Source organism: Halopseudomonas pelagia CL-AP6, assembly GCF_000410875.1.
GTDB classification, from domain to species: Bacteria; Pseudomonadota; Gammaproteobacteria; order Pseudomonadales; family Pseudomonadaceae; genus Halopseudomonas; species Halopseudomonas pelagia.
In genome coordinates this window covers 1-24,155 of sequence record NZ_AROI01000051.1, presented here as the reverse complement: position 1 = coordinate 24,155, position 24,155 = coordinate 1, and the positions used below count along the sequence as shown (strand labels likewise).

Sequence of the window (24,155 nt, the reverse complement as noted above, 5' to 3'; positions counted from 1 at the left end):
CGGAGAAAGCCGATGGGTTTGGCCAAGAGAATCATCCCCTGCCTCGACGTGGATAACGGCCGCGTGGTCAAGGGTGTGCAGTTCGAGAACATTCGTGATGCCGGCGACCCGGTAGAGGTGGCGCGCCGCTACAACGAGCAGGGCGCGGACGAGATCACCTTTCTGGATATCACCGCCAGCCATCAGGAGCGCGACACCACGCTGCATACCGTTGAGCGCATGGCCAGCGAGGTATTCATCCCACTGACGGTAGGCGGCGGCGTACGAACCATCCAGGACATCCGCAATCTGCTGAATGCTGGTGCCGACAAGGTCTCGATCAATACTGCAGCGGTATTCAATCCCGAGTTTGTCGGCGAAGCCGCCGACCGGTTCGGCTCGCAGTGTATTGTCGTGGCGATTGACGCCAAACGCGTCTCGGCGCCGGGCGAGCCGGGCCGCTGGGAAATTTTCACCCACGGCGGGCGCAAGCCAACTGGACTGGATGCAGTGCTGTGGGCGAAGAAGATGGAAGATCTGGGCGCCGGCGAAATCCTGCTGACCAGCATGGACCAGGATGGCGTCAAGAGCGGCTATGACCTGGGCGTGACCCGCGCCATCAGCGATACCCTGCACATACCGGTGATCGCCTCGGGCGGGGTGGGTAACCTGCAGCATCTGGCCGACGGCGTGCTGCTGGGCGGTGCCGACGCGGTGCTGGCCGCAAGCATCTTCCACTTCGGCGAACACAGCATCGGCGAAGCCAAGGCTTATATGGCCGCCCGTGGCATAGAGATGCGCCTCTAGCTAATCACCGATATTCGCAGGCGCGTATTTGCGCTCAAGCAACGCCTGCACACTGACGACCTGGACGCCTTCGCGGTCCGCCAGACCTGGCAACCAGCGCTCCAGGTAATCCAGGGTTTGCGGATACGGATGACCGATCAATAGCGCCGACCCGTTCTTCCGGGCCAGCGCCAAGCCACGCTGAAAAGCGCGATGTATCGCTTCGGGCTCACGCTGATTATCCAGAAAGACATCCCGCGACAGATTCCTCACGCCCGCCGCATCAGCAGCAAAAGCGGCCTGCGTTTGTGCTGTGGTCCGGCTATCGATAAAGAACAGGCCCCGCTGCTGCAATTCAGCCATTACCCAGTCCATCGGCGCCCTTTCGGCGGTCAGGCGGCTGCCCATGTGATTGTTCACGCCCTGAATGGGCGCGAAACGGCCCAGGCTGTCATTCAGGCTGGCCCGCAGCTCCTCACGCGGCATACCCGAATAGAGCCCGCCCGGGCCAATAGGGAGCCCAGCACCGTTTTCCATCGGCAGATGCAACATGACCGCCTGACCCTGTGCATGCGCTTCTTTGGCCAACCTGGCAGCCGAGTGCGTCTGGGGCAGTATCGCCAGCGCGACCGGTACCGGAAGATCGATGATCCGACGACCCTGAACGTAGCTATGCCCGACATCATCAATCACGATAGCCAGTTGCGGCCGATCATCGACCAAAGCAGCAGGGACAGCCGCAGGCTCTCTAATGATGCCGGAAGAAAACCCAGGAGTTTCCACCCCACCTGTGTGGTCGATGTGCAGCTTTTCACTGAGCGGGCGGGCGGCGACAACATCAGGCGGTGTTATTCGCGGCGCCGGAATGCCAGCCGGGCTATCAGGCTGCTCGGCCGACTGATCAGGGGAAGGAGACTCACTGTCACCGCAGGCTGCCAGCAGGAGCGCCAGCAGCCAGACCAGCGCATATCTCATTTTTTCGCGCGAGTAATATTCAAGCCTTTAAGCAGAATGAGCGCCTGATTAAGCTGGTAATCGGAATCCTGCGGGCGCTCGGCAGCCTCGCCAACCACGCCGGGCTTGGTCTCGGTAGCACTGCCGTTATCCAGGTGGCCGGCCAGATCGGCCTCCCGCAGGCCCCGCTCCTCGCCATCCCGGGTCAGCCGCGCGCGCTCGACGCGAATATCCGGCACTATGCCCTGCGCCTGAATAGAGCGGCCATTGGGGGTGTAATACAGGGCCGTGGTCAGTTTCAGCGCACGGTCGTTATTCAATGGCAGAACGGTTTGCACCGAACCCTTACCGAAACTGTCGGTGCCCATGATCACCGCTCGCTCCTGATCCTGCAGCGCGCCAGCGACAATTTCCGAAGCGGAGGCAGAGCCTCCGTTAATCAGCACCACCAACGGGATGTTCTGGCCGGGATTATTGCTGCTAGCATTGAAGCGCATCTCCGAATTGGCCAGCCGACCCTGGGTATACACTATCAACCCATCGTCCAGAAACGCGTCTGCCACTTCTACCGCAGACTGCAATACCCCGCCGGGGTTGTTGCGCAAATCCAGCACCAGGCCTTTCAGCTCTTGCCCTTGCGCCAGCGTGCTCAGCGCCCGACGCACTTCGTCGCCGCTGTTGTTCTGGAACTGGGTTACGCGGATATACCCGTACCCTGCCTCCAAAATCTCCGAACGCACGCTGGCCACCTTGATGATTGCTCGGCGCAGCTCGACCTCGAATGGGCTACCGGTACCCCGCACTAAAGTCAGCTGGATGCTGGTGCCCACCTCGCCACGCATTTTTTCCACCGCATCCATGATGCTCATGCCTTTCACCGGTTGATCATCGATCTTGACAATCAAATCTCCGGCTTCGATGCCGGCACGCGCGGCGGGCGTATCGTCTATCGGCGAGATGACCTTGATAAAGCCGTCCTCTTGCCCCACTTCGATACCCAGACCGCCAAACTGGCCGCTGGTGCTGTCCTGCAGGCCACGGAAGGCTTCCGGCTCCAGGTAAGCAGAGTGCGGATCAAGCCCTTCGAGCATGCCGCGTATCGCGCTTTCCAGCAGCGTGGCGTCATCCACAGGCTCAACATACGCGGTGCGGATGCGCTCAAGCACTTCAGCAAAGGTGCGCAGTTCGTCCAGAGGCAGAGGCGCAGGCGCCTCTTCCGGTGATTGCGCGTGGGCAGGAACCGTACCGAGCAACAGACACAGACAGCTAGCAAAGAGGATACGCACAGCAGTCATCGAACTCTCCCAAAAGGGCTTAAATTGGAGCGGGGCAAGCGGGAATTAGCTTCCGATAACCGCGTTGTTCACCCGGACAGCATACACCAGGCCGCTGGATCAAGGGCGCGGCCCTGATGGCGGATGGAAAAATACAGCGATGACGCACTCAGGCCACCACTGGTCCCGACAGTTGAAATCACTTCCCCGGGCTGCACCCAGCTACCTACTTCCTTGAGCAGGCTTTGATTGTGCCCGTACAAACTGAGATAGCCCGCGCCGTGATCCAGAATCAGCAGCAAACCCGAGCCACGCAGCCAGTCAGCAAACACCACACGCCCGCCATGCACAGCGTGCACATTGCTGCCCTGCTCGGAGGCGATCAACAGGCCGTCCCACTTCAGCCGCGCATCGTCACCGCGCTGGCTGCCAAAACGCGCCTGAATGCGCCCCTTGACCGGTAACGGCATCTTCCCTTTGGCCTGGGCGAACGGCAGGCTGCCCGCGGGTGTAGGAATGCTGACAATAGCTTCATCAATCTGTTTGATCAGTTTTTCCAGACCCGCGCGTTCCGCTTCAGCACTCTTGAGCTTTTCGCTCTGGCTACGGCTGCGGCTCTGCAGTCCAGCCAACAGCTTGGCTCTGGAGGCCTGCTCGGCCTGGAGTCCCTGCTGGTTGGCCGCGAGTTGCTCGCGGTCACTGCGCAGGGCTGCCTGCTGATCGGCAATACTGGCACTGGCAATGCGCACCTGCTCCAAGGTATCGGTGTAGCGGCTCATCTCGGTAACACGCGCACGGCTGACATATTCGTAATAGCGCATCATGCGGGCTACCCGCGCCGGGTCGTCCTGATTAAGCACCAGCTTCAAGTAGTCCTGCTGGCCAGCCACGTAGGCAGCCCGGATCTGCCGGGCAATCTGCACTTCCTGCTCACTCAATGCGACTTGGAGAGCTGCTGCCTGCGTGTGCAGGTCGCGCAGACTGGTTTCGCCTTCTTTAATCTGCTGTTCAATCTCCTGGGTCTCGCGGCGCAGGCGGCCAATCTCGCTTTCACTCTTTTTCAGATCAGTTTCCAGCCCGGACATTTCCTGCTTGAAACTATCGAGCAGGGCTTTCAACCGGGCAATTTCTTCTTCGGTCTGCTTCAGTTCGGCACGCGCCTCGCGGGAATCGCCGTCCTGCGCTGCCAGCGGTCCAGCAGCCAACACACCCGCGAGCACCAGCAACAGCGCCAGCGTCTGACGGGTGAAGCACCTTTTACTCTCAGGCTGTCGCTGCATACTCGGTATCCGGCTGAGGTGTGGATGTCAGGATGTAATGGTAACAATTGATCTGCCGGTCATTTCCGCTGGCTGCTCCAGTCCCAACAGGGCCAACATGGTCGGCGCCACATCGGACAGAATACCGCCTTCGCGCATACTTATACGGCGTGGCCCGCAGTACAAGAAAGGCACCGGTTCACAGGTGTGTGCGGTATGCGCCTGACCGGTAAGATCATCAGACATCTGCTCGACATTACCGTGATCGGCAGTGATCAGAACCTCACCCCCCACTCGGGCCGCAGCTTCAGTCACCCGGCGTATACATTCATCCAGGCACTCGACCGCCTTGACCGCTGCGGCAAAGTCGCCGGTATGACCAACCATATCGCCATTGGCATAGTTGACGATAATCACGTCATAGCGCTGCTGGGCAATCGCTTCAACCATCCGGTCAGTCACTTCCGGCGCACTCATTTCTGGCTGTAAGTCATAGGTGGCGACCTGTGGCGACGGTATCAGTATTCGCTCCTCGCCCTCAAAGGGCTCTTCCCGGCCACCGGAAAAGAAGAAGGTTACATGGGCATACTTCTCGGTTTCGGCAATGCGTAGCTGAGTCTTGCCCTGCTTGGCCAGGTATTCGCCCAGCACATTGTCCAGAGACGCTGGCGGGTAGGCGCAAGGGGCAGGGATATCGGCTGCATACTGGGTCAGCATAACGAAGCCAGCCAATTGCACTGCACGGGTGCGCTGAAAACCGGCAAAATCGGGCTCGACAAAAGCGCGGGTCAGCTCACGCGCACGATCGGCGCGGAAATTCATGAAAATAACCGCATCGCCATCCTGTACCGGCTCAGCCGCACCGATACGGGTTGCCTTCACGAACTCGTCGCTCTCGCCGCGCTCGTAGGCGGCCAGTAGCGCATCATCCGCAGATTCAGCCGCGAACTCGGCGTGAGCGTCCATGATCAAGCAATAAGCTTGCTCGACGCGATCCCAGCGGTTGTCGCGATCCATCGCAAAGTAGCGGCCAATCAGGCTCGCAGTACGCCCCACACCAAGGCGCTGGTAAGCCTTTTCAAGTAATTGCAGTGAAGGCTGCGCGCTTTTCGGCGGAGTGTCCCGGCCGTCGAGAAACGCATGCACCAAGACCTTCTTCGCGCCGCGCCGCATCGCCAGATCGACCATGGCTACCAGGTGCTCTTCATGGCTATGCACACCACCGGGTGACAGCAGTCCCATGACATGCACCGTGCGATCTGCCGCTACCGCTTTATCGACCGCCTGACAGATAGTCGGATTACTGAAAAAGTCACCGTCGGCAATCGCCTTGGTTACCCGGGTAAAGTCCTGATACACCACGCGCCCCGCGCCAAGATTCATGTGACCGACTTCAGAGTTACCCATCTGCCCGTCCGGCAACCCCACGTCCATCCCCGAGCCTGACACCAGCGTGCGCGGCGCACTGGCCCAGAGCCTATCCCACACGGGGGTATTAGCGGCCATAATGGCGTTGGAGTCTGGCGAATCACTATGGCCAAAGCCATCCAGAATCATCAGGACCAGAGGTTTCGGGACTGCTGTCATAACGGATTAACTCATCAATTGAAGGGTTGCTGAATGACGGCGCCGCGGACATGCAGCGCCTGACAGGCTCGTGGAGACAGTTTACTTGGCTGGCTCAGGCCTGTCATGCGTGCATCTTCGACCTGCTTTGCGCCCGGAAGGTTCTGCCACTGCGCCCGGCTGTGTATACTGGCGCACTTTATCGATCCGGAAGCGTCCCCATGCAACGCGTTTTAGACTTTTTTGCTCAAATGGCCGAGTTTCTCGGCAACCACTATCTGCTGGCACTGGCTTTTCTGGTGGTGATGACGCTGCTGGTCATTACCGAAGGCCGCAAGGGTGGTAAAACCGTCTCCACCCAGCAGGCTACCGCACTGATAAACCGCGAAAATGCTGTGGTTGTAGACGTCCGCTCAAAGAAGGACTACGCCGCTGGGCATATCGTTGACTCGCTGAATATTCCTTCGGACGCGCTGACCAAACGCATGAGCGAACTGGATCGGCACAAGGATAAAGCACTGTTACTGGTCTGCGCCAACGGCCAGCATTCCGGCCCATGCGCAAAACTGCTCAAAGCGGCTGGGTATAATAACGTCAACCGTTTGTCTGGCGGTATCGCCGGCTGGCGCGCTGACAGCCTGCCCCTGGTGAAATGATATGTCAGATGTAATTATCTACAGCAGCAAGTACTGCCCGTTCTGCATCCGTGCCAAGCAATTGTTGGCCGCCAAGGGTGTCGACTACAAAGAGATCTCGGTAGATGGCCTGCCTAAGGTGCGCGCAGAGATGACGCGCCTGACCGGCGGCCTGACCTCGGTGCCGCAAATATGGATCGACGGCACCCATGTGGGCGGCTGTGATGAATTAATGACGCTGGAACGCTCCGGCAAGCTCGCCAAGATGCTGGCCAAATAGACGTTTGGCAACTCAACCCTAAATAACACCACAATACACAGGAGCCCACCATGGCCGAAGAAAACCAGAACAGCCAAGCCGCCAACGGCGCCCAGGGCAATCAGCCACAAGTTCAGTTCAGCTTGCAGCGTATCTATGTCAAGGACCTGTCCTTCGAATCCCCCAAGTCGCCAGCCATCTTCCAGGCTAAATGGAACCCGCAGGTCAACCTGGATCTGAACACCCGTCATAGCCAGCTGCAGGAAGGCATTCACGAAGTGGTCCTTAGCCTCTCGGCTACCGTGACTAACGGTGAAGACGAGGTGAGCTTTATTGCCGAAGTACAACAGGCCGGCATTTTTGCCATTAATGGTCTGGATGAGGCTGCCATGCGCCACACCCTCGGCGCCTTCTGCCCTAACATCCTGTTTCCCTATGCCCGCGAAGCAATCGACAACCTGGTCCTGCGTGGCAGCTTCCCTCCGCTGATGCTGTCCCCGGTCAACTTTGACGCCCTGTTCGCACAGGCCGAACAGCGCCGCACCGAAGAAGCCGCAGACAACGCCTGATCAAGCCTGCCCGGCCATCCCAGGCCGGGCTTCAGGCACTTGTTACAACCGCTTTACGCTAGCTGCTTGTCAGCTTCCGCACCATGTTCTAAGGTATCCCGCCTGCCACCTGAACAGACGGACACACCATGGCTCTGCCCGCTTCCCGACCGTTTTACCTACTCTCCCTGATTTTCTGCGCCAGCCTGATCGCCATTGCACTGTATATGGAGCATATTCTCGGCCTTGAGCCCTGCCCGCTGTGCATCATTCAGCGCGCCCTAGTGATTATGGTCGGGCTGGTGAGTCTGATTGCCGTTCTTCACAATCCGCTACCCAGCCAAGGCCAACAGCGCCGTGTGGCAGCCAGGGCGTATGCCTTCGTATTAACCTTATTTGCCGTGCTCGGCGGCGCCGTCGCCGGCCGCCAGGTGTGGCTGCAGCATCAGCCCGCAGATCAACTACCGTCTTGCCTGCCCAGCCTGGATTACATGCTCGACGTATTGCCCCTGCAAGAAATGCTCTCCCTGCTATTCAGCGGCACCGCTGATTGCGCCAAGGTGGATTGGACCTTCATGGGCCTGAGCATTGCTGAAGGCACACTGCTGGCCTTTATCGGCCTCAGCCTGTTCGGGTTGATGCAACTGATCCGCAACACAGACTGACCCGGAGAACCCGCATGGGTAATACGCTGAAAATATTGCTGCTGGCATGCGCCATTACGCTAGCCGCTTGCGCCAGCCCCGAGGTCGATCATTACGCCAGCGAGACGCCGCAATTGCGACTGCAGGATTACTTCAGCGGCGACCTTGAAGCCTGGGGCATGTTTCAAAAGCGCAATGGCGAAGTCGTACGTCGCTTCCAAGTAAAAATGACCGGCACCTGGGACGGCGATACTGGCGTGCTGGATGAACACTTCACCTACTCGGACGGCACCCTCGAGCGGCGCGTATGGACGCTTGTCAGGCAGCCTGATGGTAGCTGGCGCGGCACCGCCGATGATGTGGAAGGGGAAGCTGTGGGCGTCGTTGCTGGCAATGCCTTTCACTGGAAATACACCCTTAAGCTCAAGGTGGACGACCGTACTTGGCTCGTCGACTTCGACGACTGGATGTATCTGATCGATGACCGCGTCATGCTCAACCGCGCCAGCATGTCCAAATGGGGCATGGAGCTGGGCCAGGTAACCTTGAACTTCTATAAGCCTTGATGCGGCGCCCTTGCCTGGCCTATGCTGTTATTCCACGAGGGAGCAGGTCTGGCCGAGCAGGCTTGGCCGTCCCCAGCCTTAACGGCAAACAGAATGCAGAGGTGGACCATGCTGGACAGTTGCACAACAGCTCAGGAACGTTGGGGCGGTGTACATAAACTGATTGATCGCTGGCTCTCGGAGCGCAAGCAACTGGTGGCCGAGTACACCGCATTACGTGACCGCGTCGCGCCTGCTCAGCACCCTGACACCGCCCTTGAGTCCTTTTGCGATGTGCTCGTTGACTATATGTCTGCCGGGCACTTTGAAGTCTATGAGCAACTTATCCGCGAAGCAGAAGATTTCAATGACCTGGGCGGCATAGCGCTGGCCAAGCAACTGTATCCGCGCATCGAAACCATCACGCAAACCGCTGTGCAGTTCAACGATCAGTACGGTGAGTCGGCGGCAGGGGTAGATGAAGCCGTAATGCAGGAACGCCTGCGCCATCTTGGCGGTCTGCTGCATGAGCGTTTTGAGCTGGAAGATTGCCTGATTGAAGTGCTGCACACCGCACACAAAGACATACTCAGCACCTTGTAAGCTAACGGAGTGCGTAGTGAAAGATACCAAGATTGCCAAGCTGACCACCAAGGTCTTAACCCCGCTGCACTTGCTGCAAACCCTGACCCGCACGCTCAACGAGCATTTGGGTGAGGCCTGCCAGCAGGCTGAAAAAGATGCCCGCAAGGCACTGGAAAAGCTTAATCGGCAACATGGCAAGTTGCAGGAAAAACTCGCTGAGACCCAGGAAAAGCTAGCCGCCCGCCAAGCCAATGGCAATGACACCAAGTCGCTGGACAAAACTCAAAGCAAAATCAGCGCCCTGCAGCAGGCAATGAACGAGCTGCAGGCATCACGCAAGGCCGCAGAGGACTATACCCGTCAACTGCAGGATGACATTCGTCAGACGCTACGCATCGGTAAAGGGCTGGAAAGGATCGAAGGCCAGGCTGGCCAGGCGATTGAAAAGCGCGGCAAGCCACCCACTGCAACTCGTGCGAAAAGTCGCCAACCCGGCACGCCGCGGCGTAAACCTCGCAACCCTGCGCAGACTAGCGGTCAGGCATCCTAACCGGCCTGGCAGCTAGCCCGGCCAGCTCCGCCAGATGAATAAGCAGCGTGGCGCTGGCCTCGACACCCTGGGCCTCGCAACTGGTACGTAAATGCAAATCGGCATTGACCGCCTGACTCATGACGACGCCCTGGTTTTCACAAAACAAGCCCAAGCGTTCCAACTGCTGCCATTCCGCCGCCTGCTCACAGGCTTTGATCTGAGCATACAACTCGGTATCCCGGTCATGCTCACCAACCGCCCTGCGCGCTGCGCGCAGGGGATGGATCACCCGCTGATGCACACACTGCTGTTCGGCGCAGATGCCCGCCCAATCGGTGCCTTCCACCGGCTGACCACGGCTTGCCAACCAGCATGCGGTCAGCAACAGTAGTACGTCCAACCCATACTCATCCTGCAAGCGCAGCAGCAATACCTCGACGCCGGGCTGGGGATACAACCGGCGTACGTAATCGATCAGTGTCAAAGAGGTCGTGGTCATGCATTGCAGCTTACTCCGAGCCGATCACCGAGCACAGTAGCGCTGTGCACTGATATACTCCGCCCCATGATCAAGATCGAATCCCTGACACTCCAACGCGGCCCGCTGCGACTACTGGAGAACGCTGACCTTACCCTGCATCCCGGCCAAAAGGCTGGCCTGCTCGGTACCAACGGTGCCGGTAAATCCAGCCTGTTTGCCCTGCTGCGCGGCGAGCTGAGCCCCGACGCGGGCGACTGCAGCCTGCCTCCGGACTGGCGTATTTCGCACATGCAGCAGGAAATCGACAACCTCGACCGGCTTGCAGTGGACTACGTGCTGGATGGCGATGCACGCCTGCGCGACATTCAGCAGCGCCTTGCCGCAGCCGAAGAGCAGCAGCTGGCTGCAGAGCTCGGCACCCTGTACGCCGAGCTTGAGGCGCATGACGGTTTCAGCGCCGACAGCCGCGCGCGTACCTTGCTCGCGGGGTTGGGGTTTAGCAGCGAACAATGCGAAGCCAAGGTAGGGGATTTTTCCGGTGGCTGGCGCATGCGTTTGAATCTGGCCCAGGCCCTGATGTGCCCGTCCGATCTGCTGCTGCTGGACGAGCCGACCAATCACCTGGATCTGGACGCGATTCTGTGGCTGGAAGATTGGCTAAAAGCCTACCAGGGCACCTTGCTACTGATCTCCCATGACCGCGATTTTCTCGATGCGGTAGTTGAGCATATCGTGCATGTGGAATCTCGCAAGCTGACCCTGTATCGCGGCGGCTATACGCAATTCGAACGGACCCGCGCCGAGCGTTTAGGCCAGCAGCAGGCCGCGTTCGAAAAGCAGCAAGCGCAACGCGAACACATGCAGAAGTACATCGCTCGTTTCCGCGCCCAGGCGAGCAAGGCCAAGCAGGCGCAAAGCCGGCTGAAAGCCCTGGAACGCATGGAGAGTATTGGCCCGGTGCATATGGACTCGCCGTTCTCGTTCAGCTTCCGCGAGGCCGACAGCCAGTCCAGCCCCCTGATAGACCTGCATCAGGGCCAACTTGGCTATGGCGACCAGGCGATCCTTGAGCAGGTCAAACTGCAGTTGGTACCCGGCGCCCGTATTGGCGTGCTAGGCCCAAACGGCGCGGGCAAATCAACCTTGATCAAAACCCTGGCCGGTAGCCTGGCATTGCAGGGTGGGGAGCTGAAAATAGGCGAGCATCTGGCCATCGGCTATTTCGCCCAGCACCAGCTCGACAGCCTCGACCCCAAGGCCAGTCCATTATTGCACCTGGCCCGTATAGCACCGCAGGAACGCGAACAGGCACTGCGTAATTTCCTCGGCGGCTTTGACTTCCATGGTGCCCGCGCCGAAGAGCCGGTGCTGAATTTTTCCGGCGGCGAGAAAGCCCGACTGGCATTGGCACTGATCGCTTGGCAAAAACCTAACCTGCTACTGCTGGATGAGCCGACCAACCATCTGGACATGGAGATGCGTCACGCCCTGACGCTGGCCCTGCAACAGTTTGAAGGCGCGATGCTGCTGGTCTCCCATGACCGGGCATTGATCCGTGACACGACGGACGAACTCTGGCTGGTCGCCGACGGCCGGTTGAAGACTTACGAAGATGACCTAGACACCTACACGCGCTGGCTGGCGCGCTTTCGGCAGCAACAGCAGGACGAGATCAAGGCCGCCAACGCAGGGACTGATAGCGCAGAACCGGAACGACTAGACGCCAAGACGCAACGCCGTCTGGCCGCCGAACAGCGCCAGCGTCTGGCTCCGCTGAAGAAAATCATCGACAAGCTGGAACAGGAGCTGAGCAAGGCCCAGGCCGAGCTCGGCGAGATCGAAGCGGCATTGGCTGATGCTGAGACATACAGTCAGGACAAAAAGGACCAGCTCAAGGCGCTGCTGGCCCGTCAGGCCACCAGCACACAACTAATCGACCAGTTGGAAGAGCGCTGGCTCGACCACCACGAAGAGCTGGAAGCGATGAGTGAAGCGGAAAACGCGTTCGACGGAGCCTAAGAGCCAGGGGCTTCACCAGGGGATAACCCTGCCATCCCAGGCGTAAAACTGACCGCTATCCTTTGGACCCCGCTCGGCAATCACCGCCAGCAGCCGCTCGGCGACGAAATCGGCGGTGAACAGCTTCGCCTCTGGCACATTCGCCTGAAACGGCCGCGACAGCTCAGTATCCGTCGTACCCGGATGCAGTAGCAGACAAACCCCTTTGCGGTTCAAGCGCTGCCACTCCACGGCAAAGGTGCGCATCAACATATTCTGCGCCGCCTTGCTGGCCCGGTAGGCATACCAACCTCCCAGCCGGTTGTCGCCGATAGAACCCACGCGGGCCGAGAGCGAAGCAAATACGCAGCGGTGTTTGCCGCGTAACAGCGGCAGAAAAGCCTTGGCGAGCAAAATGGGTATGCCGGCATTGATGGTAAAGCTGCGCTGTAATGCGCTAAGGGATACCTGCCGCAGCGATTTTTCCGGCTGCTGGCCCTGATCCTCATGCAGAAAACCGACGGTATTGATCAGCATATCGAGCCGGTCACAACGGCCGGACACGCTGGCAGCCAGCGTGTCCAACACCAGCTCCTCAGTCAAATCGCCCAGCAGCGGAATCAACCGCACATCATCTGGCCAGCCACCCTCGGGCGTATGGCGCGCCAGAGCAAAGATCTGACCAACGTCATCACGCTGCAGCAATTGCTGCACCAGCGCCCAACCGATGCCCCGACTGGCCCCAGCGATAACAATGCTGGCGGGCCGGCCCTGCTCGAAAGCCAAATCCATGCTGCAACCTCCTGCGCTTTGGGTGAAAATGATGCTTTAGCTTGTGGAACCGCTTGCCATGACACTCTGGATTGACGCCGATGCCTGCCCCCGCCCCGTACGCGACATCGTTGTGCGCGCCGCCCGACGCCGGCAAATCGAACTGGTGCTGGTCGCCAACAGCCCTCAGGCATTGCCTCCCGGCCCCGGCATTCGCCAGGTCACGGTATCCAGTGGCGCAGATGTAGCCGACCAGTACATCATCGACCATTCAGCGCCAGGTGACCTGGTCGTTACCGCCGATATTCCGCTGGCAGCCGGTCTAGTCGAACGCAAGGTCACCGCCATCAACCCGCGTGGCGAGGTGTACAACAAGGCCAACGTCGGCGAGCGCCTGGCGGTGCGTAATTTGATGGACGAACTCCGCGGTGCCGGGCTGGCTGGCCGCAGTGGCCCGGCGCCTTATAACGACAAGGACAAACAAGCCTTCGCCAACTCACTGGACCGCTTGCTGGCCTCTCTATAGCGAGATCAGCGTTCTCTGCCCCCGCTCGAGCCGCGTCAATGGCTGCGCTCAGTACCAGCAGGCGTGGCTGAGCCATGGCCTGCTGATTGGTCAGCACCTCACTGGATATCGCATAAACATGAAACGGTGTCCTGGTTCAGGATGGCGACCTGACGGCCAGCTAATAAGGCGCTGATCACCGGCTCAATAAAGCTGCTGTCCTGGCTGCATTGCGCCCCATCACTGTAAGGACCCACATAGGCCAATTTCCCTGCTGTATCCCAGATAGCCACCGAAGGCGCACCGGGCCAACCATTCCATGCCTGCGGCATCGGCCAAAACGGAAGAGCTTGTAAGGCGTCGGGCAACGCAACAGCCGTAGACTGGCCTGACCGAGCAAACTGTACCCCCTCGGCACTGAAGCGCTGGATCATCTCATCCACATAGACTTGATGCCCGCCGTTGCACGGGCACCCGGCTTGCCAGACATGCAGCACCTGAACCTGTCCGGGCTCGAAGGGTGGCGCTACCGATTCAGCGCTGAAGAATACTGGCCGTTCGAAGGCTTTGAGGTACTGCCCCTGGTACCACCAAACCGCCCAAGCCAGAGCTAAAGCCCAGATCAGCAATAATGCGCCAACCAACACGCGCTTGAACCAGATGCGGGGCGTCATAGTCTTGTGCAATAACATCTCCAGAATCATCCAAAATGCGACCAATACTTATACAATAACCTATATATGTATAACTTAATATTGTTCTTGATAATCTTTCTGCAAACCTTGCCACAATTTCGCCATCGCCTTGCGCCTGGCGCTTTTCATGCCATACGACCGGGCGTATGCTCAAACCCACTCATTAGATCAAGCATGCTAGGGATCCGGAAGCTGTTTACCGGACAAGGACGAACCCACCAATGCCAGGAGACTTAGATCTCGCCACCCTGGGCGTCGCCCTCTCCCTGGTGACCTTGAGCATGACGCTGCTGCTGAGCATCGCCGCCTGGCATGCCGGCAGCGAAAAAGGTTTGCGGCACTGGGCGCTGGGTAATTTCGCGCTAATGCTAGGCTTGCTGCTGAACGTCAATCAGGATCACATTCATCACGGCCTCTCGGTGGTTCTCGCCAACGGCCTGATGACGCTGGGCATAGGCGTAACTTGGCTAGGCATTCGCGCCTTCAAAGGCACCAGCCAACCTCAAGTAGGGCCGATTATTGCCGCTCTGGTGGTCATGCTGCTGCTCTGGGTGTTCCGCTTCCATTATGACAGCCTTGCCGCAAGGCTGGGCATCGCTTCCCTTGTTCTGGCTACCATGAGCCTGCTTTGCGCCCGCGAACTGCTTATCTCTGCAGAGCAGCCGCTGCGCACCGGTTACTGGTTGGCCGGCGGTGTTGCGCTGTTCTGCGGGCTCGGGCTGACACTGCGCGCGATTGCCAGCCTGACCAGCCTGTCACCCGCCGTTGCGATCAGCAACAACCCATTGCAAAGCGCTACTTTGCTAGGGGCCATGGTCGCCCAGATAGGCCTGGCCAGCGGCTTTATTCTGATGACCCACTACCGCACCGCCATGGCCTTGCACCAGCTATCGGAAAAAGATGCACTGACCGGAACCCTGAATCGCCGCAGCCTGCACCAGCAGGCCACCCAGATATTGTCCACTGCCAGCGAACGGAAGCTGCCGGTGACCCTGATTATGCTTGATGCCGATCATTTCAAACGTATCAATGACGAGTTTGGCCATCAGACCGGCGATGCCGTGCTGTGTCATATGGTCGCAAGGATCCGCCTGCATTTGCGCGCCCACGACCTGTTGGGCCGTTTCGGCGGCGAGGAGTTTGTGCTCATCCTTCCTGGCCTGGATACCGTCAGCGCCCACCCCGTCGCCGAACGCATTCGTCAGGGCCTGAGCAGCCAACCCTGGCACACGGAGGAGACTCCGGTACCCTTGAGCGTCAGCCTGGGGGTGGCCTGCTCCGACCAACAGGGGTATGTTTTTGATGCGTTACTGGGCGCCGCCGATGCAGCGCTCTATCAGGCCAAAGCCCTGGGCCGCAACCGCGTCGAACTGGCTCTCCACCCTGGGAGCGACCCGAAGGATCAAATGGCATTACGCTTGTTGTCGCAATTCCGTCATAATCTGGACGTATAACGTCAACCAGATAGGGACGAAGCAAGCTGGCCGCTTTGGCCCTACTTCGCCCCCGAGGAGTTCCCTTGAGTTTTGATACCGTCAATCGTCAGTTCCCCAACAGCCGCCTGCGCCGCCTGCGCCGCGATGACTTTTCTCGCCGCCTGGTCCGCGAACACCGACTCAGTGTTGACGACCTGATCTACCCGGTCTTCGTCCTGGAGGGCAGCCAGCAACGCGAAGCTATTGCCTCCATGCCGGGGATCGAACGGCTGTCGATTGACCTGTTGCTTGAAGAGGCAGCAGAGCTGGTCGAGCTGGGCATACCTGCGGTGGCGCTGTTCCCGGTGACGCCGCTGGAGTGCAAATCGCTCGACGCCGCCGAGGCCTGGAACCCCGAAGGCCTGGCCCAGCGTGCCACGCGCGCCTTGAAAGCCGCCTTTCCAGAGCTCGGCGTGATTACCGATGTGGCGCTGGATCCGTTCACCACCCACGGCCAGGACGGCATCATTGATGAGCAAGGTTATGTGCTCAATGACATTACCATCGAGGCATTGGTGAAGCAGACGCTGTCCCATGCCGACGCCGGTGCCGACATAGTCGCTCCGTCGGATATGATGGATGGCCGGGTGGGTGCCATGCGTCAGGCGCTGGAGGCTGCCGGGCACGTCAATACGCGCATTCTGGCCTACTCGGCGAAATATGCCAGCGCCTATTACGGACCTTTCCGCGATGCGGTGGGCTCGGCCGGCAATCTCGGCAAAGGCAACAAGTCCACTTACCAGATGGACCCCGGCAACACCGATGAGGCGTTGCATGAGGTGGCCTGCGATCTCTCAGAGGGGGCAGACATGGTCATGATCAAGCCGGGCATGCCCTATCTGGACATAGTGCAGCGGGTGAAAAGTACCTTCAAGGTGCCCACCTTCGTCTACCAGGTAAGTGGTGAATACGCCATGCACCAAGCTGCCATCGCCAATGGCTGGCTTAGTGAGGCGGTGATTCTCGAGTCCCTGACCGCGTTCAAGCGCGCCGGGGCAGACGCGATCCTGACCTATTACGCTAAAACCGCCGCCCGCCAGTTACAAGAGCGCGGCTAGTCTTATTCAAAGATTCTTTTGAGGTACTCATGCAAGAGGTGACAGCAGTGCGCGACGAAATGGCCGAGATACCCGACGCCGCGCCGGACGTAGTCGAGCAATTACCAGCCCTACCGGCACCGAGCGAGCCGCCGATGCCGGCTGCGGATATCAACGTGCCCGAGCTGTACATCCACCGCGAGCTATCGCAGTTGCAGTTTAATATCCGAGTACTCGAACAGGCGCTGGACGAATCCTATCCACTGCTTGAACGCCTGAAGTTCCTGCTGATCTTCTCTAGCAACATTGATGAGTTCTTTGAAATCCGCGTGGCCGGCCTGAAGAAGCAGATCACCTTTGCCCGCGAGCAGACCGGCCCCGACGGCTTGCAACCCCAGCAGGTGCTGTCGAAGATTAGTGAAATTGCGCATCAGCAAATCACCCGTCAATACGCGCTGCTGAACGAGATGCTGCTGCCACAATTGGCCGAAAAAGGTATTCGCTTCGTCCGTCGCCATCAATGGACGCACAAGCAAACCCTGTGGGTGCGCCGCTACTTTCGTCAAGAAGTGGCGCCGATCATCAGCCCGATTGGCCTTGACCCGACTCATCCGTTCCCGTTGCTGGTGAACAAGAGCCTCAACTTCATTGTTCAGCTGGAGGGTACCGACGCCTTTGGCCGTGATTCGGGTCTGGCTATCATTCCGGCACCTCGCTCGCTGCCACGCCTGATTCGCATGCCGGATGAACTCTGCTCCGGCGGCGACAACTTCGTATTTCTGTCATCCATGATCCACGCCCATGCCGACGATCTGTTCCCCGGCATGAAGGTGCTGGGCTGCTACCAGTTCCGCCTGACGCGCAACGCCGACCTGATCGTTGATCCCGACGAGGTCGATGACCTGGCGCGCGCTCTGCGCGGCGAGCTGCTCTCGCGTCGCTACGGCGACGCCGTGCGCCTGGAAGTAGCGGACAATTGCCCGAAACCGCTGACCGACTTTCTGCTCAAGCAGTTTGACCTCAACGAGTCAGAGCTCTACGAGGTCAAGGGGCCGGTGAACCTGACCCGGTTGTTCTCAATCACCGGTCTGGAGAACCATGCAGAACTGCAATTCCCCAGTTTCAGCCCAGGCATCCCGAAATTACTCTCGAGTAACGACACCCTGTTTCAGGCTATTACCAAACAGGACATTCTGCTACAGCACCCTTACGAGTCCTTCAGCCCGGTGGTCGACCTGCTGCGCCAGGCGGCGCAGGATCCCAACGTGCTGGCTATCAAGCAGACGTTGTACCGCACTGGCGCGAACTCGGAAATCGTCAACGCCTTGGTCGAGGCCGCGCGTAATGGCAAGGAAGTGACCGTGGTTATCGAGCTGCGCGCACGCTTTGACGAGGAGTCCAACCTGCAACTCGCCAGCCGCTTGCAGCAAGCTGGCGCAGTAGTCATCTACGGTGTGGTCGGCTTCAAGACGCACGCCAAGATGATGCTGATCCTGCGGCGCGAAGATAAGCTACTGAAACGCTATGCGCATATGGGCACCGGCAACTATCACGCCGGCAATGCCCGACTGTACACCGACTACAGCATTCTGACCTCGGACCTGGCACTGACCGAAGATGTACACAAACTGTTCAACCAGTTGATCGGCATGGGCAAAACGCTGCGGATGAAAAAGCTGCTGCAAGCGCCCTTCACGCTGAAGAAGCGCCTGCTTGAGCTGATCAACCGCGAGACCCTGACCGCGCAAGCGGGCCGGCCGGCGCATATTATCGCCAAGGCCAACGCATTGACCGATGCCAAGATCATCAAGGCGCTATATAAGGCATCCCAGGCCGGAGTGAAGATTGATCTGATTATCCGCGGCATGTGCTGCCTGCGTCCGGGTGTGCCGGGTGTATCGCACAATATCAACGTGCGCTCGATCATCGGCCGCTTCCTGGAGCACAGCCGGGTTTACTATTTCCTAAATGACGGCCAAGAGCAGGTGTGGATGTCCAGTGCCGATATGATGGAGCGCAATTTGGACAAACGGGTAGAGACTTGCTTCCCGCTGGAAGGCAAAAAGTTGATCAGCCGCGCCAAGCAGGAGCTCCTGGTATTCATGACAGACAATACCCAGAGCTGGGTATTGCAGACCGACGGCACTTACGTGCGCAGCAGCCCGACCGGCAATCAACTACCCCGCAGCGCGCAGGCCACCTTGCTGGAAAAGCTGGCCAGCTCGCCTCAGCGTACTGTCAGCGTGTAACCGGCCTTGACCCAAAACTGCGCTTCCTGAGCGAAGTCAGCCTGGGTCAAGGGATTGGCATCCAGCCAGCCATTCGGGAAGCGCACCTCCAGATGGCTGTCACCAGCGCGCACCTGCACATCAGGCATCGTTTGATTGCCGCGAATATGGTGGTACAGGATCGCCAGACGCAGCAACATGCACAGGCGCAACAGCGTTACCGCTTCGTCACCGATCTCCGATAGCCGCTCGACACTCGGCAAGTTGCGCCGATGGCCGCGCACCAACAATGCCAACGCTTGCTGTTCCTGACGGGAGAAGCCCGCCAGGTCAGCATGCTCAATCAGATAGGCGCCGTGTTTGTGATATTGGTTGTGGGCAATATCCAGCCCGACCTCATGCGCCCGCGCCGCCCAGCAGAGCATATTGGCCTGTTTGTCATCATCCAAGCCCCAGGTCGATGCCACCTTGCTGAGCAAACTCAGTGCCTTGTTTTCCACCCTTGCAGCCTGCTCCAGGTCCACGTGACAGCGCTCCATCAATGCACTCAGGGTGCGCTCGCGCACGTCCTCGTGCCGATGGCGCCCGAGCAGGTCATACAGCACACCCTCGCGTAGCGCGCCGTCCGAGTGACTCATCACCTGAACCCCCAGCGCATCGACAATCGCCTCAAGAATCGCCAGACCGGCCGGCAAAATAGGCCGCCGATCAGCCTTGAGGCCAGGAATATCCAGCTTATCAACCTGGCCGGTCTTGAACATCTTGCGTTTTAGCCAACCAAGCCCTTCGGGCGTCAGTTCGTCCTGACCGCGACCGGCTGACTGGATGCACTGTCGAATGGTGCGGATGGTACCCGAGGCGCCCACTGCCTCCTGCCAACCCAAGCGCTGGATCGCCTGCTCAATCTGCATCAGCTCCAGGCGCGCGGCGGTATAGGCCTGGGCATAGCGCCCGGGCGTCACCTTGCCATCCGGAAAATAGCGGCGGGTAAAGGACACGCAGCCCATTTGCAGACTCTCACGCAAAATTGACTCAAAGCGCTCACCAACGATGAATTCAGTACTACCGCCGCCGATATCCACTACCAGCCGCTTGCCTGCGTCATCCGCCTGGGTATGTGCCACCCCCAGATAGATCAGACGAGCCTCTTCACGCCCCGAGACCACATCGACACGATGACCGATGATCTGCCGCACCTGGCGCATGAACTGCGCGCGGTTGCGCGCTTCGCGTAGCGCGTTGGTGCCGACAATACGCACCGCGCCTTCGGGCAAGCCGTTGGTCAGTTGCGCAAAGCGCCGCAGGCAATCGATCCCGCGCTGCATCGCTTCCTCACTTAACTCACCCTGATCGTTAAGGCCGGCAGCAAGCTGAACCTTTTCACCAAGACGCTCAAGAATACGTATTTCGCCGTGGTCGACCTTGGCCAACACCATATGGAAGCTGTTTGACCCCAGGTCGATTGCTGCCACCAACGGAATATCAGCCTGTTTTCTCTGCACCATGCGCCAGCCTCAAAGGGTGTTTGTGCCAATTCTAACACCCCAACGTGACCTTGTGCCTGCTGGCTTCTGCCTTCCGCTTCTTGTCTGGGTGATGCTATAGTGAACGCCAGCAAGCCCTTGATCCCCTGGAGAGACGAATGAGTGATTTGATTGTGCATGTCACCGACGGCAGCTTCGACAGCGAAGTGCTGAAGGCAGATGGCCCTGTACTGGTCGACTATTGGGCTGAATGGTGTGGTCCGTGCAAAATGATTGCCCCGGTGCTTGACGAGATTGCCAAGGAATACGAAGGCAAGCTGAAAATCTGCAAACTGAATATCGATGAGAACGCCGACACTCCGCCGAAGTATGGCGTACGCGGCATTCCCACACTGATGCTGTTCAAGGATGGCAATATCGAGGCCACCAAGGTTGGCGCGCTGTCTAAGTCGCAACTGGCTGCGTTTCTCGATAGCAACATCTGATTGCCTGCCCCCGGCACTTTTTTTCCGGCTGGGGGTGTTTTTCTGCTTGTCAGCTATGGACGTCACTTACAAGCAGTGCTAGATTTGCCCATCAAATCTTTTCCGCACCCTGCGGACGTGGCTTTCCAACATCAGCCAAACCCACCGCCCCATAGCCTTATGGCGGCCTATTACTAACCCGTCCTGCCGAAAGACACTATATCCTACCGACCCTATGAACCTGACTGAACTCAAACAAAAGCCAATTACCGAACTGCTGGAAATCGCCGAACAGATGGGCCTGGAAAACATGGGCCGGTCGCGTAAACAAGACGTGATTTTCGCTACCCTGAAAAAACATGCCAAAGGCGGTGAAGATATTCACGGCGATGGTGTGCTGGAAATCCTCCAGGACGGTTTCGGTTTTCTGCGCTCCGCAGACTCCTCTTATCTTGCTGGCCCTGACGACATTTATGTCTCACCCAGTCAGATCCGCCGTTTCAACCTGCGTACGGGCGATACCATCGCCGGCAAGATTCGTCCGCCGAAAGATGGAGAACGTTATTTTGCGCTGCTGAAAGTTGACTCGATCAATTTCGACAAGCCGGAAAACACCAAGAGCAAGATTCTCTTCGAGAACCTGACGCCACTATTCCCGACCCAGCGTCTGACGATGGAAGCCGGCAACGGCTCCACCGAAGACCTGATGGCGCGGATCATCGATTTGTGCGCACCGATCGGCAAGGGTCAACGCGGCCTGCTGGTTGCACCGCCAAAGGCCGGTAAGACGCTGATGCTGCAGAACATCGCGGCCAATATTGCGCGCAATAACCCGGAATGCCATCTGATCGTGCTGTTGATCGACGAGCGTCCAGAAGAAGTAACCGAAATGCAGCGCACTGTGCGCGGCGAAGTGGTTGCTTCAACCTTCGATGAGCCGCCCAGCCGTCACGTGCAAGTAGCCGAGATGGTGATCGAAAAGGCCAAGCGCCTGGTTGAGCACAAGAAGGATGTGATTATTCTGCTCGACTCCATCACCCGTCTGGCCCGTGCCTACAACACCGTGATCCCGAGCTCCGGCAAGGTACTCACCGGTGGTGTCGACGCCCACGCCCTGGAGAAACCCAAGCGGTTCTTTGGTGCAGCGCGGAACATTGAGGAAGGCGGCAGTCTGACCATTATCGCCACCGCACTGGTCGATACCGGCTCGAAGATGGATGAAGTGATCTACGAGGAATTCAAGGGCACCGGCAACATGGAGATCCACCTGGATCGCAAGATTGCCGAGCGACGCGTATTCCCGGCGATCAACATCAACCGTTCCGGCACGCGGCGTGAAGAACTGCTGACCAGCGAAGATGAACTGCAACGGATGTGGATTCTGCGCAAAATCCTGCACTCGATGGACGAAATCGCCGCGATTGAATTCCTCCTTGACCGTCTGAAAGACACCAAGACCAACGATGAATTCTTCCAGTCGATGAAGCGCAGCAAGAACTAAGCTGAAAGCGCCAAGCCTCAAGCTGCAAGCAGCCCTGTGCTGCTTGCAGCTTGTTGCACTTTACGCCAACCGACAGGCTGCTTTGTCGGCATAATGTGCTTCTGACCAGACACCCCAGGCTGACGCATTCCTCGGACTGCTTACAGCTTGCCGCTTGAGGCTTGAAGCTCTAATGCAATACACCGATCTACGCGATTTTATCAAGGGCCTGGAACAGCGCGGCGAACTCAAGCGCATCCAGACGCCTGTCTCCCCTGTCCTGGAAATGACCGAAATTTGTGACCGCACCCTGCGTAAGGGTGGTCCTGCGTTGCTGTTCGAAAACCCCACAGGCTATGACATGCCGGTGCTCGGCAATCTGTTCGGCACACCACAACGGGTGGCCATGGGCATGGGCGCAGAAGAAGTCAGTGAGCTGCGCGAAATCGGCAAACTATTGGCGTTTCTCAAGGAACCCGATCCGCCAAAGGGCCTCAAAGATGCTTGGTCTAAGCTGCCGATTTTCAGGAAAGTCATCTCCATGGCGCCCAAGGTGGTGCGTGATGCGCCCTGCCAGGCGGTTATTCAGGAAGGCGAAGACGTTGATCTGGGTGCTATCCCGGTACAAACCTGTTGGCCCGGCGACGCCGGGCCGCTGATTACCTGGGGATTAGTGGTCACCAAGGGCCCGAACAAGGAACGTCAGAACCTGGGTATTTATCGCCAGCAGGTCATTGGCCGCAACAAACTGATTATGCGTTGGCTGAGCCACCGCGGCGGCGCGCTGGATTTCAAGGAATGGTGCGATAAGTATCCCGGCGAACCCTTCCCGATTGCCGTCGCCCTGGGTGCTGATCCGGCGACCATTCTCGGCGCAGTCACCCCAGTGCCCGATAGCCTGTCTGAATATGCCTTCGCCGGCCTGTTGCGCGGCCAGCGCACCGAACTGGTCAAGTGTCGCGGCTCGGCACTGCAGGTGCCCGCGAGCGCTGAAATCGTACTCGAGGGCGTGATTCATCCTGGCGAGATGGCTGATGAAGGCCCCTTTGGCGACCATACCGGCTACTACAACGAGGTAGACCGTTTTCCGGTATTTACCGTCGAGCGCATCACCAGCCGTGAAAAGCCGATCTACCACAGCACCTACACCGGCCGGCCGCCGGATGAGCCAGCGATTCTCGGCGTAGCGCTGAATGAGGTCTTCGTACCGATTCTGCAAAAACAGTTTCCGGAAATCACCGACTTCTATCTACCACCCGAAGGCTGCTCGTACCGCATGGCCGTAGTGTCGATGAAGAAACAGTACCCAGGCCATGCCAAGCGCGTGATGCTGGGAGTCTGGAGCTTTCTGCGGCAGTTCATGTACACCAAGTTTGTCATCGTGACCGACGATGACATCAATATCCGCGACTGGAACGATGTCATCTGGGCCATTACCACCCGCATGGACCCCAAGCGCGATACGGTAATGATCGACAATACACCGATCGACTATCTGGATTTCGCCTCGCCGATTTCCGGCCTGGGCAGCAAAATGGGTCTGGATGCGACTAACAAGTGGCCGGGTGAAACCAGCCGGGAGTGGGGCGTGGCTATTAGCCAGGACCCCACAGTCAAACTGCGGATTGACACTATCTGGGCGGAGCTGGGGATTGACTGACAGCCCCGCGACGACGGTCATGCTGCGGCCCAGCGGGCACTTGCTGACGTTACAGCCCGCCGAACGTATCCTCGACGCCGCGCGACGCCTGGGCTTTACTGCACCGCAAAGCTGTCGCAATGGCAATTGTCATATCTGTGCCGCCAGACTCATCCACGGCTGCGTGCTGCAGAACGGGCAGACGCTTACCGATGGCGAACTCTATACCTGCCTGGCCGAACCCGTGCAGGACTGCGAACTTTTTTGGGAGGGTATTTTGGCTCCAAACGAATTACCGTTGAATGCGATTGCCTGCCAAGTAGTGGCGTGCG

At 58.8% G+C, this 24,155-nt stretch carries 25 protein-coding genes; 17 read left to right on the top strand and 8 right to left on the bottom strand.

What is annotated here, in order from left to right:
- Positions 1-12: 12 nt before the first annotated feature.
- Entirely contained in the window at positions 13-786 is a 774-nt protein-coding gene (hisF, locus tag K787_RS0121095) for an imidazole glycerol phosphate synthase subunit HisF (RefSeq protein WP_022964774.1), read from the top strand.
- Here hisF and K787_RS24105 read toward each other — a convergent pair whose 3' ends face one another.
- The 4 genes from K787_RS24105 to gpmI all read right to left on the bottom strand — a co-directional run bounded on the left by K787_RS24105 (position 787) and on the right by gpmI (position 5,839).
- Positions 787-1,740 (bottom strand): divergent polysaccharide deacetylase family protein, encoded by a 954-nt coding sequence (locus K787_RS24105; protein WP_022964773.1) that lies wholly within the window; start codon positions 1,738-1,740, stop codon positions 787-789.
- A complete protein-coding gene (locus K787_RS0121085; protein WP_022964772.1) occupies positions 1,737-3,014 on the bottom strand; it encodes a S41 family peptidase in 1,278 nt (425 codons plus the stop codon). Before K787_RS0121085 ends, K787_RS24105 begins: the two co-directional genes overlap by 4 nt.
- Positions 3,015-3,082: 68 nt before the next feature.
- Positions 3,083-4,273: a murein hydrolase activator EnvC family protein gene (locus K787_RS0121080; protein ID WP_022964771.1), complete on the bottom strand. Its 1,191-nt coding sequence runs from the start codon at positions 4,271-4,273 to the stop codon at positions 3,083-3,085.
- A 27-nt stretch (positions 4,274-4,300) separates the two neighbouring features.
- Positions 4,301-5,839, bottom strand: coding sequence for a 2,3-bisphosphoglycerate-independent phosphoglycerate mutase (gpmI, locus tag K787_RS0121075; protein ID WP_022964770.1), 1,539 nt, complete (start codon positions 5,837-5,839; stop codon positions 4,301-4,303).
- A gap of 200 nt (positions 5,840-6,039) precedes the next feature.
- Between gpmI and K787_RS0121070 the strand changes: the two genes are divergently transcribed.
- The 7 genes from K787_RS0121070 (at position 6,040) to K787_RS24100 (ending at position 9,584) form a co-directional block, all read left to right on the top strand.
- Positions 6,040-6,474, top strand: a complete 435-nt coding sequence (locus K787_RS0121070; RefSeq protein ID WP_022964769.1) for a rhodanese-like domain-containing protein — start codon at positions 6,040-6,042, stop codon at positions 6,472-6,474.
- Between the two features lies 1 nt (position 6,475).
- Positions 6,476-6,733 carry a glutaredoxin 3 gene (grxC, locus tag K787_RS0121065; protein ID WP_022964768.1) on the top strand — a complete coding sequence of 86 codons (258 nt, stop codon included), beginning with the start codon at positions 6,476-6,478 and terminating at the stop codon, positions 6,731-6,733.
- Positions 6,734-6,783: 50 nt separating this feature from the next.
- Positions 6,784-7,281 carry a protein-export chaperone SecB gene (secB, locus tag K787_RS0121060; RefSeq protein WP_022964767.1) on the top strand — a complete coding sequence of 166 codons (498 nt, stop codon included), beginning with the start codon at positions 6,784-6,786 and terminating at the stop codon, positions 7,279-7,281.
- Positions 7,282-7,409: 128 nt separating this feature from the next.
- On the top strand, positions 7,410-7,925 hold the full coding sequence (locus tag K787_RS0121055) for a disulfide bond formation protein B (RefSeq protein ID WP_022964766.1): 516 nt from the start codon (positions 7,410-7,412) through the stop codon (positions 7,923-7,925).
- A gap of 14 nt (positions 7,926-7,939) precedes the next feature.
- On the top strand, positions 7,940-8,470 hold the full coding sequence (locus K787_RS0121050; protein WP_022964765.1) for a DUF3833 domain-containing protein: 531 nt from the start codon (positions 7,940-7,942) through the stop codon (positions 8,468-8,470).
- Between the two features lie 108 nt (positions 8,471-8,578).
- Positions 8,579-9,052: an Rsd/AlgQ family anti-sigma factor gene (locus K787_RS0121045; protein WP_022964764.1), complete on the top strand. Its 474-nt coding sequence runs from the start codon at positions 8,579-8,581 to the stop codon at positions 9,050-9,052.
- Positions 9,053-9,068: 16 nt separating this feature from the next.
- On the top strand, positions 9,069-9,584 hold the full coding sequence (locus K787_RS24100; protein ID WP_022964763.1) for a hypothetical protein: 516 nt from the start codon (positions 9,069-9,071) through the stop codon (positions 9,582-9,584).
- Here the strand turns inward: K787_RS24100 and K787_RS24480 are convergent.
- A complete protein-coding gene (locus K787_RS24480) occupies positions 9,565-10,065 on the bottom strand; it encodes a TIGR02444 family protein (RefSeq protein WP_022964762.1) in 501 nt (166 codons plus the stop codon). The two genes, K787_RS24100 and K787_RS24480, sit on opposite strands and share 20 nt — an antisense overlap.
- Positions 10,066-10,131: 66 nt before the next feature.
- Here K787_RS24480 and K787_RS0121030 point away from each other — a divergent pair, with 66 nt between their 5' ends.
- Complete coding sequence (locus K787_RS0121030; protein WP_022964761.1) at positions 10,132-12,066, top strand: ATP-binding cassette domain-containing protein; 1,935 nt, start codon at positions 10,132-10,134, stop codon at positions 12,064-12,066.
- Positions 12,067-12,078: 12 nt separating this feature from the next.
- Here K787_RS0121030 and K787_RS0121025 read toward each other — a convergent pair whose 3' ends face one another.
- A complete protein-coding gene (locus K787_RS0121025; RefSeq protein WP_022964760.1) occupies positions 12,079-12,837 on the bottom strand; it encodes an SDR family NAD(P)-dependent oxidoreductase in 759 nt (252 codons plus the stop codon).
- Between the two features lie 58 nt (positions 12,838-12,895).
- Between K787_RS0121025 and K787_RS0121020 the strand changes: the two genes are divergently transcribed.
- The gene (locus K787_RS0121020) at positions 12,896-13,342 is read left to right on the top strand and encodes a YaiI/YqxD family protein (RefSeq protein WP_022964759.1); all 447 of its coding nucleotides are present in this window, start codon (positions 12,896-12,898) and stop codon (positions 13,340-13,342) included.
- Between the two features lie 98 nt (positions 13,343-13,440).
- On the opposite strand, the gene K787_RS24090 is transcribed toward K787_RS0121020, so the two are convergent.
- The gene (locus tag K787_RS24090; protein WP_152486881.1) at positions 13,441-14,007 is read right to left on the bottom strand and encodes a DUF6436 domain-containing protein; all 567 of its coding nucleotides are present in this window, start codon (positions 14,005-14,007) and stop codon (positions 13,441-13,443) included.
- Positions 14,008-14,237: 230 nt separating this feature from the next.
- Here K787_RS24090 and K787_RS24475 point away from each other — a divergent pair, with 230 nt between their 5' ends.
- The 3 genes from K787_RS24475 to ppk1 all read left to right on the top strand — a co-directional run bounded on the left by K787_RS24475 (position 14,238) and on the right by ppk1 (position 18,777).
- On the top strand, positions 14,238-15,470 hold the full coding sequence (locus tag K787_RS24475) for a GGDEF domain-containing protein (RefSeq protein ID WP_022964757.1): 1,233 nt from the start codon (positions 14,238-14,240) through the stop codon (positions 15,468-15,470).
- Positions 15,471-15,535: 65 nt separating this feature from the next.
- Positions 15,536-16,549: a porphobilinogen synthase gene (gene hemB / locus K787_RS0121005; RefSeq protein ID WP_022964756.1), complete on the top strand. Its 1,014-nt coding sequence runs from the start codon at positions 15,536-15,538 to the stop codon at positions 16,547-16,549.
- Positions 16,550-16,608: 59 nt separating this feature from the next.
- Positions 16,609-18,777, top strand: coding sequence for a polyphosphate kinase 1 (ppk1, locus tag K787_RS0121000; protein WP_040641265.1), 2,169 nt, complete (start codon positions 16,609-16,611; stop codon positions 18,775-18,777).
- Here ppk1 and ppx read toward each other — a convergent pair.
- A complete protein-coding gene (gene ppx / locus K787_RS0120995) occupies positions 18,756-20,261 on the bottom strand; it encodes an exopolyphosphatase (protein WP_022964754.1) in 1,506 nt (501 codons plus the stop codon). The genes ppk1 and ppx overlap by 22 nt on opposite strands.
- A gap of 137 nt (positions 20,262-20,398) precedes the next feature.
- Here ppx and trxA point away from each other — a divergent pair, with 137 nt between their 5' ends.
- The 4 genes from trxA to K787_RS24080 form a co-directional block, all read left to right on the top strand.
- A complete protein-coding gene (trxA, locus tag K787_RS0120990) occupies positions 20,399-20,725 on the top strand; it encodes a thioredoxin TrxA (protein ID WP_022964753.1) in 327 nt (108 codons plus the stop codon).
- 214 nt (positions 20,726-20,939) lie between these two features.
- Entirely contained in the window at positions 20,940-22,205 is a 1,266-nt protein-coding gene (gene rho / locus K787_RS0120985; RefSeq protein ID WP_022964752.1) for a transcription termination factor Rho, read from the top strand.
- Between the two features lie 172 nt (positions 22,206-22,377).
- On the top strand, positions 22,378-23,844 hold the full coding sequence (gene ubiD / locus K787_RS0120980) for a 4-hydroxy-3-polyprenylbenzoate decarboxylase (RefSeq protein WP_022964751.1): 1,467 nt from the start codon (positions 22,378-22,380) through the stop codon (positions 23,842-23,844).
- 19 nt (positions 23,845-23,863) lie between these two features.
- Positions 23,864-24,155, top strand: a 292-nt coding sequence (locus K787_RS24080) for a 2Fe-2S iron-sulfur cluster-binding protein (RefSeq protein ID WP_040641263.1), incomplete at its 3' end; no start/stop codon positions are given.